Annotated in this window: 14 protein-coding genes; 8 read left to right on the top strand and 6 right to left on the bottom strand. The window is 70.8% G+C overall.

All coding sequences use genetic code 11. The features are described 5' to 3' along the window. Positions 1–204: 204 nt before the first annotated feature. Positions 205–1,632: an ArnT family glycosyltransferase gene (locus AC07C1_RS16350; RefSeq protein WP_478939502.1), complete on the top strand. Its 1,428-nt coding sequence runs from the start codon at positions 205–207 to the stop codon at positions 1,630–1,632. Between the two features lie 52 nt (positions 1,633–1,684). Next, on the top strand, positions 1,685–4,192 hold the full coding sequence (locus AC07C1_RS16355; protein ID WP_478939504.1) for a galactose oxidase-like domain-containing protein: 2,508 nt from the start codon (positions 1,685–1,687) through the stop codon (positions 4,190–4,192). Here the strand turns inward: AC07C1_RS16355 and AC07C1_RS16360 are convergent. The 4 genes from AC07C1_RS16360 to trhA all read right to left on the bottom strand — a co-directional run bounded on the left by AC07C1_RS16360 (position 4,189) and on the right by trhA (position 7,993). After that, a complete protein-coding gene (locus AC07C1_RS16360; protein WP_478939506.1) occupies positions 4,189–4,923 on the bottom strand; it encodes a Mut7-C RNAse domain-containing protein in 735 nt (244 codons plus the stop codon). The genes AC07C1_RS16355 and AC07C1_RS16360 overlap by 4 nt on opposite strands. 33 nt (positions 4,924–4,956) lie before the next feature. After that, positions 4,957–5,592 (bottom strand): TetR/AcrR family transcriptional regulator, encoded by a 636-nt coding sequence (locus AC07C1_RS16365; RefSeq protein WP_478939507.1) that lies wholly within the window; start codon positions 5,590–5,592, stop codon positions 4,957–4,959. Positions 5,593–5,597: 5 nt separating this feature from the next. Beyond that, positions 5,598–7,166 carry a DHA2 family efflux MFS transporter permease subunit gene (locus AC07C1_RS16370; RefSeq protein ID WP_478939509.1) on the bottom strand — a complete coding sequence of 523 codons (1,569 nt, stop codon included), beginning with the start codon at positions 7,164–7,166 and terminating at the stop codon, positions 5,598–5,600. Positions 7,167–7,279: 113 nt separating this feature from the next. Beyond that, the gene (trhA, locus tag AC07C1_RS16375) at positions 7,280–7,993 is read right to left on the bottom strand and encodes a PAQR family membrane homeostasis protein TrhA (RefSeq protein ID WP_478939510.1); all 714 of its coding nucleotides are present in this window, start codon (positions 7,991–7,993) and stop codon (positions 7,280–7,282) included. 278 nt (positions 7,994–8,271) lie between these two features. Here trhA and AC07C1_RS16380 point away from each other — a divergent pair, with 278 nt between their 5' ends. Together AC07C1_RS16380 and AC07C1_RS16385 are read left to right on the top strand one after the other, a co-directional pair. Beyond that, positions 8,272–10,095, top strand: coding sequence for a phosphoenolpyruvate carboxykinase (GTP) (locus AC07C1_RS16380; protein ID WP_478939512.1), 1,824 nt, complete (start codon positions 8,272–8,274; stop codon positions 10,093–10,095). A gap of 66 nt (positions 10,096–10,161) precedes the next feature. Beyond that, on the top strand, positions 10,162–10,635 hold the full coding sequence (locus AC07C1_RS16385; protein WP_478939514.1) for a hypothetical protein: 474 nt from the start codon (positions 10,162–10,164) through the stop codon (positions 10,633–10,635). 97 nt (positions 10,636–10,732) lie between these two features. Here AC07C1_RS16385 and AC07C1_RS16390 read toward each other — a convergent pair whose 3' ends face one another. Together AC07C1_RS16390 and AC07C1_RS16395 are read right to left on the bottom strand one after the other, a co-directional pair. Then, positions 10,733–11,152 carry an SCO4983 family protein gene (locus AC07C1_RS16390; RefSeq protein WP_478939516.1) on the bottom strand — a complete coding sequence of 140 codons (420 nt, stop codon included), beginning with the start codon at positions 11,150–11,152 and terminating at the stop codon, positions 10,733–10,735. A 122-nt stretch (positions 11,153–11,274) separates the two neighbouring features. Beyond that, a complete protein-coding gene (locus tag AC07C1_RS16395; RefSeq protein ID WP_478939517.1) occupies positions 11,275–12,486 on the bottom strand; it encodes a pyridoxal phosphate-dependent aminotransferase in 1,212 nt (403 codons plus the stop codon). Positions 12,487–12,612: 126 nt separating this feature from the next. On the opposite strand from AC07C1_RS16395, the gene AC07C1_RS16400 reads away from it, so the two are divergent. From AC07C1_RS16400 to AC07C1_RS16415, 4 genes are all read left to right on the top strand, one after another. Further along, complete coding sequence (locus AC07C1_RS16400; protein WP_478939519.1) at positions 12,613–13,326, top strand: hypothetical protein; 714 nt, start codon at positions 12,613–12,615, stop codon at positions 13,324–13,326. Between the two features lie 452 nt (positions 13,327–13,778). Beyond that, a complete protein-coding gene (locus tag AC07C1_RS16405) occupies positions 13,779–14,141 on the top strand; it encodes a DUF1707 SHOCT-like domain-containing protein (RefSeq protein WP_478939521.1) in 363 nt (120 codons plus the stop codon). Continuing rightward, positions 14,138–14,278, top strand: coding sequence for a hypothetical protein (locus AC07C1_RS16410; protein WP_478939523.1), 141 nt, complete (start codon positions 14,138–14,140; stop codon positions 14,276–14,278). Before AC07C1_RS16405 ends, AC07C1_RS16410 begins: the two co-directional genes overlap by 4 nt. A 229-nt stretch (positions 14,279–14,507) precedes the next feature. Further along, on the top strand, positions 14,508–15,341 hold the full coding sequence (locus AC07C1_RS16415; protein WP_478939525.1) for a trypsin-like serine peptidase: 834 nt from the start codon (positions 14,508–14,510) through the stop codon (positions 15,339–15,341). Position 15,342: the final 1 nt, after the last annotated feature.

The raw sequence follows: 15,342 nt of genomic DNA on the forward strand, positions 1-15,342 counted from the left end.
GCCTGCCCGATTTCCAGGGGGTTCGAGGGGGAGGTCCCTGGAGTGTGTCGGGCCATAAGTGGGGGTGGGGGATTCCGTATGGGGACTGCCGTTGTTCTCCGGGCGGTGACGGAGAATTCACAAGAGGAGCGGACCGCGGTACGCCGCGGAATGTTTCGGCCAGATTATTTTTGGGTTGCACCGATAATCGCCGTCGCGCTGTCGGTGCGCGCCTGGGGAATCGGTAAATACCCGTTTCCCAACGACGACGAGGGTACCTATCTCGCTCAGGCCTGGGCCGTGCGGCACGGGCAACTCGCGCACTACACCTACTGGTACGACCACCCGCCGCTCGGTTGGATACAGCTCGCCACCGTCTCCTGGCTGCCGAACCGGCTCCTGCCCGACCTGCCCACGTTCGTCCAGGGCCGCATCGCGATGCTCCCGGTCGCCGGCCTGACCTGCCTCCTGGTCTATGTCATCGGCCGCCGTCTCGGCCTGGCCCGGCCCACCGTGGCGGGCGCGGTCCTGCTGTACGCGCTCTCGCCGCTCGCGGTGGTCCTGGACCGGCAGATCTATCTGGACAACTTCGCCGTCCTGTGGGCGCTGGCCGCCTTCGCCTTCGCCCTGTCGCCGCGCCGCCACCTGTGGCACCACGTCGCGGCCGGGATGTCCTTCGCGCTGGCGGTGCTGTCCAAGGAGACCATCGGAGTGCTGCTGCCGGTGCTGCTCGTGGCGGTGTGGCAGGGCAGCCACTCCAGCACCCGCAAGTTCTCCCTCGCCGGCTTCGGCTCCGGGTTCGTGCTGACCGGCCTGTTCTACCCGCTCTACGCCCTGCTCAAGGGCGAGTTGGTGCCCGGCGCCGGCCATGTGTCGCTGCTGGGCACACTCAAGTTCCAGCTCGGCGGACGGGCGGGCAGCGGCTCCGCCTTCCAGACCGGCACCGACGCACACCAGCTGTTCGCGGACTGGCTCACCAGGGACCCGTATCTACTCATCGGCGGTGGCGTGGCCGCGGTGTGCGCGCTGCCGGTGCGCCGGCTGCGGCCCGTCGCCCTCGCCGTGCTGGTGCTGGCCCTGGTCGCCCTCAGGCCGGGCGGATACCTGCCGCAGATGTACATCGTGCAGGTGCTGCCCTTCCTCGCGCTCACCCTGGCCGGACTCGTCCAGGTCCTCGTCGAGATGCTCCCCGGCAGGCCGCGGCTGCGGTCCACCGCCGTCCTCGCGGCGGTCCTCGCCGCCGCGGCGATCGCCGGGCCCACCTGGTACCGGCAGGACCGGCTGGTCACGACCGCCGACGACAACCGCGTCTACCGCGACGCCGCGCGCTGGCTGCGGGACACCGACACCGGTGACCGCGACAAGGTGCGCCTGGTCACCGACGGCGTGCTGTGGCTGGACGCGGTCGACGCCGGATACCGGCCCGGCACCGGCGTCATCTGGCACTACAAGCTGGACCAGGACCCCGCGGTCACCAAGACGCTGCCGCACGGCTGGAAGGACATCGACTACGTGGTGTCCACGCCCGCGCTGCGCGGTGAACGCGAGCACCTGCCCACGCTGCGCGACCTGTTCGCGCACAGCACGCCGGTCGCCACCTTCGGGGAGGGCGGCGGCCGGATCGACATCCTCCGGATCAACCGCGCCGGCTGATCCGGAGGACGCGCCACCGAACGAGGGGGGACCCGCCATGCCGTACTCCGTCATGCCATCCGTAACGCCGTACCGCTCGCGAAGACCATCCGGAACACGTCCGACCCGCACCCGTCTGCTGCTGACCGCCCTGCTGCTCTTCGCCGCCGCGCTCGGCCTCGGCCCGCTCGGCGCCCAGAACGCCAGCGCCGCGAGCAACCTGGTGCGGAACCCGGGCCTGGAGATCCTCGACGGGACGTCCCGGTTCCCGCAGTGCTTCGAGAAGTCGGGCTGGGGCGACAACGACTTCTCCTTCACCGTCACCGACGACGCCCACAGCGGCGCCCGCGCCGTCCGCATCCAGCTGACCCGGCGCGGCGACGGCGACCGCAAGACGATGATGCTGGAGAACTCCTGCGCCCCGCAGGTCACTCCGGACCACCAGTACGACCTGTCGTTCTGGTACAAGTCGACCACGCCGAACGTGGCGTTCACCCTGTTCCGGCATGACACCGCCCAGGGCTGGGTCTACTGGACCGACCTCAAGACCCTTCCCCAGGCGGCCGGCTGGACCCGCACCGAGGTGCGCACCCCGGTCATCCCGCCGAACACCGACCAGGTCACCTGGGGCGGTGCCCTCTACGGCGTCGGCACCCTCACCACCGACGACTACGCGATGACCGACGCCACCGTCCCGGCCGGCCCCGACCCCTGTACGACGGGCGGCACGGGACCGGAGTGCCGGGGCAAGTGGACCGTGCAGCCCGTCGACTCCCCGGTCCGAGCCATCCATTCGGTGCTGCTGCACACCGGCAAGGTGCTGCTGATCGCCGGCTCCGGCAACGACCGGGACGCGTTCGCCGCCGGCACCTTCAAGACCACGCTCTACGACCCGGCGACCGGCGGCTACACCGACATCCCGACCCCGGCGGACTTCTTCTGCGCCGGGCACGTCCAGCTCCCCGACGGCCGGGTGCTGGTGGTCGGCGGCAACAGGGACTACGCCTCCCCGGACGGCAGCGTCGGTTACAAGGGGCTGAGGACCAGCTACGTCTTCGACCCGGCCCAGAACAAGTACCTCCGCGTCAACGACATGCTCGCCGGGCACTGGTACCCGTCGGCAACCGAGATGGCCAACGGTGACGTCGTCGCGCTCGGCGGCCTCGGCGAGGACTCCGCGGGCACGGTCGTCAACGAGCACTTCTCCTACGCCCAGAACAAGTGGCTGCCGATGGGCGAGGCCAAGCAGGCCTGGTCCTTCTGGGGCCTGTACCCGTCGATGATCCTGCTCCAGGACGGCCGCCTCTTCTACACCGGCAGTCATGTCTTCGGCAACGGTCTGCCCGGCACCGGCGCCTCCGTCTACGACTACAACGCCGGAACCATCGGCGAGGTGCCCGGACTGCGCAAGAAGGACGAACGCGACCAGTCCATGTCGGTGCTGCTCCCGCCCGCCCAGGACCAGAAGGTCCTCACCATGGGCGGCGGCAACCACACCGTCGCACCCGACGCCCTCCGGCTCACCGACCTCATCGACATGAAGGCCGACGCGCCGCACTACACGGCGGGCCCGGACCTGCCGCAGGGCCGCTACTCCGACGGCAGCCCGCAGACCGGCGACCAGGGCAAGGTCTACGTCTCCGCGGTGATCCTGCCCGACGGCAAGGTCCTGGAGACCGGTGGCGCCCTGCACACCTACCGCGAGGACCCCGTCTTCGAGGCCTCGCTGTACGACCCGGCCACCAACACCTTCCAGGCGGGCCTGGCCACGGACCCGGTCCCGCGGACCTACCACTCGTCCTCCACACTGCTGCCGGACGGCCGGGTGCTGAGCATCGGCAACAACCCCGGTGACGGCTCCTTCGACCAGCGTGTGTCGATCTACCAGCCGCCGTACCTGTTCAAGGGCGGCCGGCCGCAGATCACCTCGCTCGCGAGCACCCGCTGGACCTACGGAACCGCGCAGCGCATCACGGTCGACAAGCCGGTGGTGAAGGCCTCCCTGATCCGCCCGGCCGCCGTCACCCACTCCTCCGACCCCAACCAGCGCTACGTCGACCTGCCGATGACCGTCGACGGCGGCACCATCGACCTCAGCCTCACCAGCAACCCCAACCTGGCACCGCCCGGCTGGTACATGCTGTCGGTGGCCGACGCCAATGGTGTGCCGTCGGTGGCCAAGTGGGTGCGTATCGGCTCGGAGGGCCAGATCGCCGCCGCCCGCGTGCAGTCCTTCGCCGACGAACTGAAGGCGAGCACCGACGGCACGCACGACGGCATGGGAACCGGCACCGCGAGCGCGCGGAGCGGCGCCGCCGGCACCCGGCAGGGCACACACCAGGGCATGCACCAGCACCAGGGCGTGAAGATGGCCGAAGGCTACGACGGCTGCGACCACGCCTACGGCCGGATCAACCAGTGCGTGCCGTGGACGTTCCCGAAGATGTCGCAGGCCAAGCGCTGCACCTGGCTGCTCGCCAACGGCTACGGCCGGCTCGAGGTGCACGGCCGCGACCGGCACCACCTGGACCCGGACAAGGACGGCGTCGCCTGCGGAAAGGGGGACGTGACGAGGCGTTAGCGGGTCCGGCTGCTGAATTCCGTCAGGGCGCGCTCCACGATGGCCACGAGCTGTTCGTGGTGCGCGCCCTTCCAGTAGGCGCGGCCGCACGCGGTGCACTGGGCGAAGACGTCGTACGAGCGTTGCGTCCCGCCCTTGAGCTGGTCGGCGACCTGCTCCTTGGTGGCCTCCGTCAGCAGGCCGTTGCAGGCGGTGCAGCGGGTCCACGGGTGCAGGTCGGGGGCGAAGCGGCCGAGGACGTCGCGGAGCTGGTCGTCGGGGCGGGTGCTGTAGACGAAGGCGCCGGCCCACAGCTCGCGGCGGCGCAGCAGGCCGCGGTCGCGGCTGAGCATGACCCGTTTCTCGGCGGCGGAGCGGGCGGCGAGGGCCGGGTCGCCGATGTCGGTCGACTCGTACGCGGTGTCGACGCCGAGCAGGCGCAGACGGCGGGCGAGGGTGCCGAGGTGGACGTCGAGGAGGAAGCGGAGCGGGGCACCGGGAACCCGCTGGGGGCGCTGCACCGGCCCGACCGCGACGCGTTCGCCCGCCCGCGGGACGTGCGAGGGCGCCACCTCGCGGCCGTCCACCACCAGTGTGCCGACCTCGGTGAGCGGGACACCGAGGGACTCGACGACATGGCCGAGGGTCGCGACGCCGTCCGTGGTGAGTCCGGTGGCGGCCGAACGCCGGGCGGGCGGCACGAACACGTGCAGCGCGGGGGCTACTTCGACGTGGATCTCGGGTCCGTTCACCCCGTCAGGATGGCACGGGTGGCCGTCCGGACCTCAGTGGTTTTCCCTGGGCAGGCCGTGCTCCAGCACGTCCAGGGTGCGGTCGACCAGGGCCGTGAAGTCGTCCTGGTGGCCGTTCTCGGCCCAGTACAGGGAGGTCTCCATCAGGCCGCCGATCAGGGACATGGCGTAGACCCGCACCTCCAGGCTGTCCGGCTCGCGGCCGGTGCGCTCGGCGACGGCCTGGCAGAGCATGCGGCCGGTGACCGACATGCTCTCCATCATGCGCGAGCGCACCGCGGGGACCTGCACCATCAGGTGGGTCCGCAGCCGGGACGTCCGGGCGTCCTCCTCGACGCCGAGCTGGACGGCCCGCCGCAGCACATGGCGGATGGTCTCCGTCCAGGGCTCCTGCGCGGGCCGCCGTCTGATCTCCTCCAGGATGTGCGCGTCGTACTCGTCCGTGAGGACGATGTCCTCCTTGGTCGGGAAGTAGCGGAAGACGGTCGACGGCGACACCTCGGCCCGCTCGGCGATCTGGTCGATCGTCGTGGCGTCGTAGCCCTGCTCCTCGACCAGGGCGTACGTCGCCGCGCGGATCGCCTCACGCGTCTTGATCTTCTTGCGTTCCCGCAGGCTGAGCCGGGGCCCGTCGGCGGGTGAGGCGGTGGGGGTACGTGCAGCCGTCATGATGGTCATTGTCCGGCATCCGCCGCGGTGGCGGCCACGGCCGGAGCCTCCTGCGGTGCCGTGCGCCGGGCTACCGGTGTGCTCGGCAGCAGCAGCGCCGCGAGCAGGGCGGCGGCCAGCGAGGCGACCGCGCACACCAGCAGGACCAGGGTCATGCCGTGCACGTACGAGGCGTTCGCCGAGGCCGCGAGGTGCGCCGAGCCGGTCTTCGCGGCGACCAGGTGGGCGGCCACCACGGACTCCCCGGCGCTGTGCGCGGCGGCGGAGGGCAGCCCGGCCACGTCGAGCCCGTCGCGGAAGGCGCTCGCGAGGAGGCTGCCGAGCAGGGCGATGCCGATGGCGCCCCCGACCTGGCGAAGCGTCATGAGCAGCCCGGAGCCGCTGCCGGCCCGGTCGGCGGGCAGGGCACCGAGGGCGCCGTCCATGGCCGGCACCACGGAGAAGCCGAAGCCGACGCCCGTGAGGGACAGCCACAGCGCGGTGAATCCGTAGCCCGAGTCCACCGTCGTACGGCTGCCCAGCAGGGCGGCGAAGGCGAGCACCACCAGGCCGGCGCCGACCACGCCCCGGGCGCCGAACCGGGTGACCACCGGCTGGGCGCCCCTGGCGGCGATCAGCAGCCCGCCCATCATCGGGAGCAGCCGCAGGCCGGTGCCGAAGGCGTCGTGGCCGAGTACGGCCTGGAGGTACTGCGGCAGTACGAACATCAGGCCGGACAGCACGAACATCACCAGGGTGGCGGCGAGGGTGTTGAGCAGGAAGCCGCGCTGGGCGAGCAGGGTCATGTCGAGCATGGGGCGGACCGCCCGGCGTTCGCGCAGCACCAGACCGGTGAGGAGCACGGCGGACGCGGCGAGCATGGCCAGGACCAGGGGATCGCCCCAGCCACGTTCGGGGGCCTCGATGATCGCGTAGATGAGGGCACCGAGTCCCGTCCCGGTGAGCGCGGTGGACAGTGTGCCGACCTTGGGGGAGGCCGGGTCGCGCGTTTCGGGCAGCAGGAAGACGCAGGCGGCGATGCCGATCGCGGCCATCGGCAGGTTGATCAGGAAGACCGAGCCCCACCAGAAGTGGTTCAGCAGCCAGCCGCCGACGATCGGGCCGAGCGGCATGCCGAGCGCGGAGGCGGCGGAGATCATGCCGACGGCCTTGGTGCGCTCGTCCGGGCCGAACAGCGAGGGCAGCACGGACAGGGCCAGCGGCATGATCAGCGCGGCTCCGACACCCATGGCCGCGCGGGCGGCGATCACGGCGTTCACATCCCCGGCCAGCGAGCCGAGGAGGGAGCCCGCCACGAAGACCCCGAGTCCGGTGATGAGCATGCGGCGGCGCCCGAACCGGTCGCCGAGCAGGCCGGCGGGGAGCATCAGCGCGGCGAAGACGACGACGTAGGAGTCCGCCATCCACTGCTGCTGCCCGGTGGTGGCGCCGAGTTGCCCGGCCATCGTCGGCAGGGCCACGTTGAGGATCGTCGAGTCGAAGCCGAGCACCAGCATGCTCGCGACCAGGGCCCCGAGGGCCCACCAGCGGCGGGGGTCGTGCCGCGTCTCCTGAGTTCGGATGACAGTAGCCATGAAATGAGAGTAACTATCAAACAATTATGATTGTCAATCGGGAGCTGATGTCAGGCGTACGAAAAACGGCCACGGCAGGGGCGCCGTGGCCGGAAGGGGGAGGTGTCGAGGGGCTACGCGTGCTGGTAGGCCACCAGGGAGATGCCGATGTAGTGGACGACGAACGCGGCGAGGGTGAAGGAGTGGAAGACCTCGTGGAAGCCGAACCAACGCGGTGACGGATTCGGCCGCTTGATGCCGTAGATCACGCCACCGGCGCTGTAGAGCAGGCCGCCGACGATCACCAGGACCAGGACGGCGATGCCGCCGGTGCGCATGAAGTCGGGCAGGAAGAAGACGGCCGCCCAGCCCATCGCGATGTAGCAGGGCGTGTAGAGCCAGCGCGGGGCGCCCACCCAGAAGACGCGGAAGACGATGCCGGCCGCGGCGGCGCCCCAGATGCCCCACAGCAGCCACTGCCCCTTGTTGCCGGGCAGGAGCAGCATGGTCAGCGGGGTGTAGGTGCCCGCGATGATCAGGAAGATGTTGGCGTGATCCAGGCGGCGCAGGACGCCGTCCATCCGGGGGCTCCAGTTTCCCCGGTGGTACAGCGCGCTGACGCCGAAGAGCAGACAGGCCGTCAGGGCGTAGATGCCGCAGGCGATACGGCCTCTGCTGGAGTCGGCGAGGGCGGTGAGCACGAGGCCCGCGATGAGCGCGGCCGGGAACATGCCGAGGTGCAGCCAGCCCCGGAGCCTGGGCTTGACCGGGTGCGGCAAGGAGAGCGCGACGGGACCACGGCCGGCGGCCGGCGTGTCCATGGGCGCGTCGGAGGCGGACGGAGTCATGGGCGGCATGGTACCTACGTCGCCGTAAGTCGCCCGTCAATGCATGGTCATCGAAAGTCGCAGGCAAAAAGTCCTCCAGCTGAACCCAACATGGACGCAAAAAATCACGGAAACCGTGGGATTCCTCACGCTGCTCACCTGTGATGCCCTCTGGACAGATGGGCACTAAACTCGGATGATCAAATGAGTGCGGTCGGCACCGGATGAGCGGCTATGAAGCGTCCGGGCCGCGGCCCCCACGGGGCGACAAGACAAAAACCCCTCTCTTAGGAGCAACCGTGGCGCGCGACATCGCGGCTCCCACCGGCGTCCCCACCAACCATCAGGAAATGATCTCGTGGGTCAACGAGATCGCCGAACTGACGCAGCCGGACCGCGTGGTCTGGTGTGACGGCTCCGAGGCGGAGTACGAGCGGCTGTGCGAGGAACTGGTAGCCAAGGGCACGTTCAAGAAGCTCGATCCGATCAAGCGCCCGCATTCCTACTACGCCGCCTCCGACCCGACCGACGTCGCGCGCGTCGAGGACCGGACCTTCATCTGCTCCGAGCAGGAACAGGACGCGGGCCCCACCAACCACTGGAAGGCCCCCGCCGAGATGCGGGAGATCTTCTCAGGTGAGAAGGGCCTGTTCCGGGGCTCGATGCGGGGCCGCACGATGTACGTCGTCCCGTTCTGCATGGGCCCGCTCGGCTCCCCGCTGTCCGCGCTCGGCGTGGAGATCACCGACTCCGCCTACGTCGCCGTCTCCATGCGCACCATGACGCGCATGGGCCAGGCCGTGCTGGACGAGCTGGGCGACGAGGGCTTCTTCGTCAAGGCCGTCCACACCCTCGGCGCCCCGCTGGAGGAGGGCCAGGAGGACGTGCCGTGGCCCTGCAACGAGACCAAGTACATCTCGCACTTCCCCGAGTCGCGCGAGATCTGGTCCTACGGCTCCGGCTACGGCGGCAACGCGCTGCTGGGCAAGAAGTGCTACGCCCTGCGCATCGCCTCCGTCATGGCCCGGGACGAGGGCTGGCTGGCCGAGCACATGCTGATCCTCAAGCTCACCCCGCCGCAGGGCGAGTCGAAGTACGTCGCCGCCGCCTTCCCGAGCGCCTGCGGCAAGACCAACCTCGCCATGCTGGAGCCCACGATCTCCGGCTGGACCGTGGAGACCATAGGCGACGACATCGCCTGGATGCGCTTCGGCGAGGACGGCCGCCTGTACGCGATCAACCCCGAGGCCGGCTTCTTCGGCGTCGCGCCCGGCACCGGTGAGCACACCAACGCCAACGCCATGAAGACCCTGTGGGGCAACGCGGTCTTCACCAACGTCGCGCTCACCGACGACGGCGACGTGTGGTGGGAGGGCATGACCGAGGAGCCCCCGGCCCACCTGACCGACTGGAAGGGCAACGACTGGACGCCCGAGTCCGGGACCCCGGCCGCCCACCCCAACGCCCGCTTCACCGTCCCGGCCTCCCAGTGCCCGATCATCGCGCCGGAGTGGGAGGACCCCAAGGGCGTGCCGATCTCGGCGATCCTCTTCGGCGGCCGCCGCGCCACCGCGGTGCCGCTGGTGACCGAGTCCTTCGACTGGAACCACGGCGTCTTCCTGGGCGCCAACGTGGCCTCCGAGAAGACCGCCGCCGCCGAGGGCAAGGTCGGCGAGCTGCGCCGCGACCCGTTCGCGATGCTGCCGTTCTGCGGCTACAACATGGGCGACTACATGGCCCACTGGGTCGACGTGGCCAAGGACAAGGACCAGTCCAAGCTGCCGAAGATCTACTACGTCAACTGGTTCCGCAAGAACGACGAGGGCAAGTTCGTCTGGCCGGGCTTCGGCGAGAACTCCCGTGTCCTGAAGTGGATCGTGGAGCGGCTGGAGGGCAAGGCCGAGGGCGTCGAGACGCCGATCGGCGTGCTGCCGGCCAAGGACGCGCTGGACACCGACGGTCTCGAACTGTCCGAGTCCGACCTGGACTTCCTGCTCAGGGTCGACAAGGAGGTCTGGCGCGAGGAGGCGGCCCTCGTCCCCGAGCACCTCAACACCTTCGGCGACCACACCCCCAAGGAGCTGTGGGACCAGTACCGCGCGCTGGTGGAGCGCCTGGGCTGACGCCCGCGCCAAAGACTCCACGGCCGGTCCGGATGCCCTGACCAGCGATCGTCACGGCCGGCCGTGGTGACGACATCGAGGGCCCCGCACAACGGCGTGCGGGGCCCCGCTCGTTGCGTCCTGGCACTCGTACCGCCCCTCCCCGGCACCGCCTTCGCCGCGCCCGGCGATCTCGGCCCCGGCTTCGGCGGCGACGGCACGGCCCTCACCGACTTCGGCCATGACGACTTCGCCGACGACGTGGCGGTGCAGCGACCGGCCTGCCCCGGTATGCGACCGGACCAGCCGCCTCCAGGAGCCGTGTGGGCTGCGCGCCCGCTGGGTACCCGGGCGCAGCTCACCGGAAGGAGTGATGAGCCCATGGCAGACGGTGGTGACTTCTACTCCCGCGATCGTCCGGATGACCCACAGTTCACCGAGGACCGCCCCCGAGGCGGAGGACCCGAGGACCGTTCCACCAGGACCGGGCCTCGGCACATCTGGCTCTGGTGGGTTCTGCTGGCGGTGGTGATCCTGATCCTCTTCTTCATCTTCATCTGAGGAGAAGCAGGCGCGATCGCAGGTTCATGGCGCCCGGTCCGCGCGTCGCTGTGGATGCACGCGGACCGGGGCCGATCGGGGGACCCCGGGGGTGGGGTCAGTGGGCCGCGCTGAGTTCCGTCGGATCGGCCAGGGCGGCGGCGTGGGCGTCCATCCGCTCGGCCGAGAGGATCGCCGCCGCCGTGTCGGCGCGCGAGGCGGCCACCACGAGCGCGCGGCCGGCGAGGGCGTGCGCGCGTCGGTGCAGCGCCGCCGGGTCACCGGTGCGGGCCGGCGCCGCCCGCAACGGCGTACGTCCTCCTCGCAGCCGGGCCACCTGCCCGGCGAGCCGCTCGGCGGCCGTGCCGAGGTCGGCGGACGGTGACAGGGCGTGCAGCTCGTCGGTGACCGTGAGCAGCGCGGCGAGGTGCCCGGCGAGCTGGATGTCCAGCTCCTCCTCGCGCGAGCGGTGGGGGAAGTCGGTGGGGGTGCCGGCCATCGTGCTGTGGACCGACTTGGTGCGGATCGGCTCGTACATGGGGGATGGCCTCCTGTGCGCTGACAGGAAGCCATCTTAGCTTGGATTTCGTCTAAAGTTGAGCCGTGTCACGGAGTGCGGTCCGGCGGTCTCCGTCCGCGACGACCGCCTCTCCCCGTCCGCTACGGCTGGCTGTATCCGTCCAGGAAGTTTCCGATGCGAGTCACCGCGTCCCTGAGGTCCGCGACCGTCGGCAGGGTCACCACGCGGAAGTGGTCCGGCTCCGGCCAGTTGAAGCCCGTGCCCTGGACGACCATGATCTTCTCCTGGCGCAGCAGGTCCAGGACCAGCTCCCGGTCGTCCCTGATCTTGAACACCCGCGGGTCCAGGCGCGGGAAGAGATACAGCGCGCCCTTGGGCCGTACGCAGGTCACGCCCGGGATCTGCGTCAGCAGCTCGTAGGCGGTGTCCACCTGCTCCTTCAGCCGGCCGCCCGGGAGCACCAGGTCGCTGATCGTCTGCCGCCCGCTGAGCGCGGCGACCACTCCGTGCTGGCCCGGCATGTTGGCGCACAGCCGCATGTTCGCCAGGATCGTCAGGCCCTCGATGTAGGAGTCGGCGTGGGCGCGCGGCCCGGAGATCGACATCCAGCCGACGCGGTAGCCGGCCACCCGATAGGCCTTCGACATGCCGTTGAAGGTGAGGGTGAGCAGGTCCGGGGCGATCTTCGCGGTCGGGGTGTGGGTGGCGCCGTCGTAGAGGATCTTGTCGTAGATCTCGTCGGAGCAGACGAGCAGGTTGTGCCGGCGGGCGATGTCCGTCAGCCCCTTGAGCACGGCCTCGTCGTAGACCGCGCCTGTGGGGTTGTTCGGGTTGATGACGACGATGGCCTTGGTGCGGTCGGTGACCTTGCGCTCGACGTCGGCGAGGTCGGGCATCCAGTCGGACTGCTCGTCGCAGCGGTAGTGCACCGCCGTACCGCCGGAGAGGGAGACGGCCGCCGTCCACAGGGGGTAGTCCGGGGCCGGTACGAGGACCTCGTCGCCGTCGTCCAACAGGCCCTGCATCGCCATCACGATCAGCTCGGAGACGCCGTTGCCGATGAAGACGTGCTCGACGTCCGTCTCGATGCCGAGGGTCTGGTTGTGCATGACGACCGCGCGGCGGGCGGCCAGCAGGCCCTTGGCGTCGCCGTAGCCGTGCGCGGTGGAGACGTTGCGGAGGATGTCCTCCAGGATCTCCGGCGGGCACTCGAAGCCGAAGGCGGCCGGGTTGCCGGTGTTCAGCTTGAGGATGCGGTGGCCCGCCGCCTCAAGCCGCATGGCCTCCTCGAGAACCGGGCCCCGGATCTCGTAACAGACGTTGGCGAGCTTGGTCGACTGGATCACCTGCATGTCCGCGAGCTTACGACCCGGTAACGCCTTCCGGGTCGTGTTTTCCGACACGTGAGACACGGAAGTTTGCCCGGATATGGCCGTGGGCTGTCTCAGGAGTCACTTGCGTCCCTAGAATCCGCTGTCATGTCCACCGAACGGGAGCACGAGGCGGGAGCGTACGGCGTGCACGGACCGGCCGGCGAGCCCCAGGGTCCGCCGAACGTGTACCTTCCGCAGGCGGCCCACGCCCCCGCGTACGACGCCTACGCCGACCCCGCCGCGGCCCACGGCTGGCAGAACGCCTACGACGCCACGCGCGAGCTGCCCGCGCAGGACGGCCTGCCCGCGCGGTCAGAGCCGCCGGCGCCGCGCGGGCCGGGTGCGGGGCGGGCCGGGCGTCGGCGGGCGGAGCGGCGCAAGGGCGGCCGGCGCCGGGTGGCGGCCGTCGCCGGGGCCCTCGGGGTGGCCGGGGCCGTCGCGGTACTCGCCGCCCTGCCGGGCGGCTCGGGTTCCCCCGACGGCTCCCCTCCCGCGGACGGCGGGCGCGGCGTCGCCCGGGAATCCACCGCGGCGAGCACCCGCGCGGACACCACCGCCCCGGCCACGGCCGCTCCGACCGCCCCCCGCCGGTCCGTCCCGGCCTCGCCGTCCCGTACGGCCGCCCCGCCGGTCGCCCGCGCATCCCAGGGCGACGCGACCGGCGAGCCGAGCGGCACCCCGGCGGCCACCAGCTCGGCCCCGGCCGCCACCGTGTCCGCCACCCCGGTTCCCACCGTCACGTCGATCAGCCCGACGACGTCCGCGCCCGGCATCCCCGGCAGGGGCCACGGCCACGGCGCCACGAAGCAGCCCCACTGACCGGCGGACAACGACGCACACCCCACCTCGGCGGACAACGACGCACACCCCACCTCGCGGCCGCCCCGGCCACCTACGCACCGCCGGGCCGCCGCCACCGCCCGTTGGACCCGGCGGTCCCACGCTGGAGGTCGCCGCCCGCGGGGCGCGGTCCTGGGGCTGGGCGCGGCCGCGTACTTGTTCGCGGTCTTGCGGTCGGCGTCGCCTGGTGGGTGTCGTCCCGGTGTTTGTCGCCGCTGCACTCGTTCGCGGTTCCGTGGTTGGTGCCGCCGCCTGCTGGGTGCCGTCCCCGCCGCGTGCTCGCCGGCGGTGCCATGGTGGACGTCACCGCCTGCTGGGCGTGGTCCTGGCCGCGTACTTGTTCGTGGTCCCATGCCCAACTCACCACCCGTTGAGTCCCGTCCCGCCGGCGGTCCCGCGGTCGGCGGCATCGAGGGCTGGGTGCCCACCCGGTGTCGGTCGTCGCCGTGGGCTTCATGGTGGTCGGTGTCGGTGTGGTCTTCGCCGAACGGGTGCGGGCGGCGGTGGGCGACGGACGCCTGGCGCTGGGTGAGTCGGACAGCCGGCTCGCCGAGGTCTACCGCACCCGGACACCGGGCGAGCTGGACGCCGCCGGACGGGGTCTGCCCGAACCGGGGGCCAGGGATGAGCTGGTGGTGGATCGCACCCCCACCTCCCGTTCGGCGCTGGGCCTGTTCGGCGGCTTCGCGCGGGAGGGCCAGTGGGTCGTCCCGCCACGGTTCACCGCCTGGTCGATGTGGGGCGGCGGCAGGCTCGACCTGAGCGAGGCCCGCTTCACCGCCCGGAGGCCGTGATCCGGGCCGTGGCCCTGTGGGGCGGCACCGGGACCGTGGTCCCGGACGACATCGACGTCGAGGTCAGAGGCGTGGGGCTGTTCGGTGTGTTCGGCGGGCGCGGTGCCCGCAGGACCCGGCGGCCGGGTGCCCCGTGAGTCGTCGTCGAGGGCCTCGCCCTGTTCGGCGCCGTCGTCGTCAAACCGAAGGTGGCCGGGAAGTGACGCTGTCCCGGGGCCGGTTGACTCGGCCGGGCGGTACAGGGAAACCCCTATGACCTGAGCCGGGTTCTTGTTCACCACCCCCTCTGCGTCGAGAATGCGCATGACAAACGAACGGGCGGCCGGAAGATCTCCGGTCGCCCAAGTCGTAAGAGGGGACCCCCACATGAACAAGCCTCTCCTTGCCGCGCTCTCCTCCCTGGCCATTGCCGGGATGGGCGCGGCCCCCGCGGTCGCCGCGCCGCACGCCGCCAAGGCCGCCGCGGTGACCGTGAACTTCGCCGGGACCGTCTCGCTCAGCAACTGCTCCGGCTCGGTCATCCGCTTCCCCAACTCCGCGGACACCGACCCGGCGCTCGTGCTGACCAACGGCCACTGCCTGGAGACCGGCTTCCCCAGCCCCGGCGAGGTCATCACCGGCCAGTCCTCCAGCCGTAGCTTCGGCCTGCTGAACTCCGCCGGCACCAAGGTCGCCACGCTCCGCGCCAACCAGGTCGTCTACTCGACCATGACGGACACGGACGTCACGATCTACCGCACCACCACCACCTACGCGGCGATCAGGAACTCGTACGGCATCAGCCCGCTCACCGTGCAGGACACGCACCCGACCGCCGGCACCGCCATCAAGGTGGTCTCCGGCTACTGGAAGCGGATCTACAGCTGCAACGTCGACGGCTTCGTGTACCGGCTGAAGGAGGGCGACTGGACCTGGAAGGACTCGGTCCGCTACACCTCCTCCTGCAACACCATCGGCGGCACCTCGGGCTCGCCCGTGATCGACACCGCCACCGGCAAGGTCGTCGCCGTCAACAACACGGGCAACGAGGACGGCCAGCGCTGCACCGAGAACAACCCGTGCGAGGTCGACGCCAACGGGAACGTGACCGTCCGCCAGGGCATCAACTACGCGGAGGAGATCTACAACATCCCGGCCTGCTTCACCACCGGCAACAAGCTCGACCTGAGCGCCGCCGGCTGCACCCTGCCCAAGCCGTAGC

It is taken from the genome of Streptomyces sp. NPDC045022, from assembly GCF_056432605.1.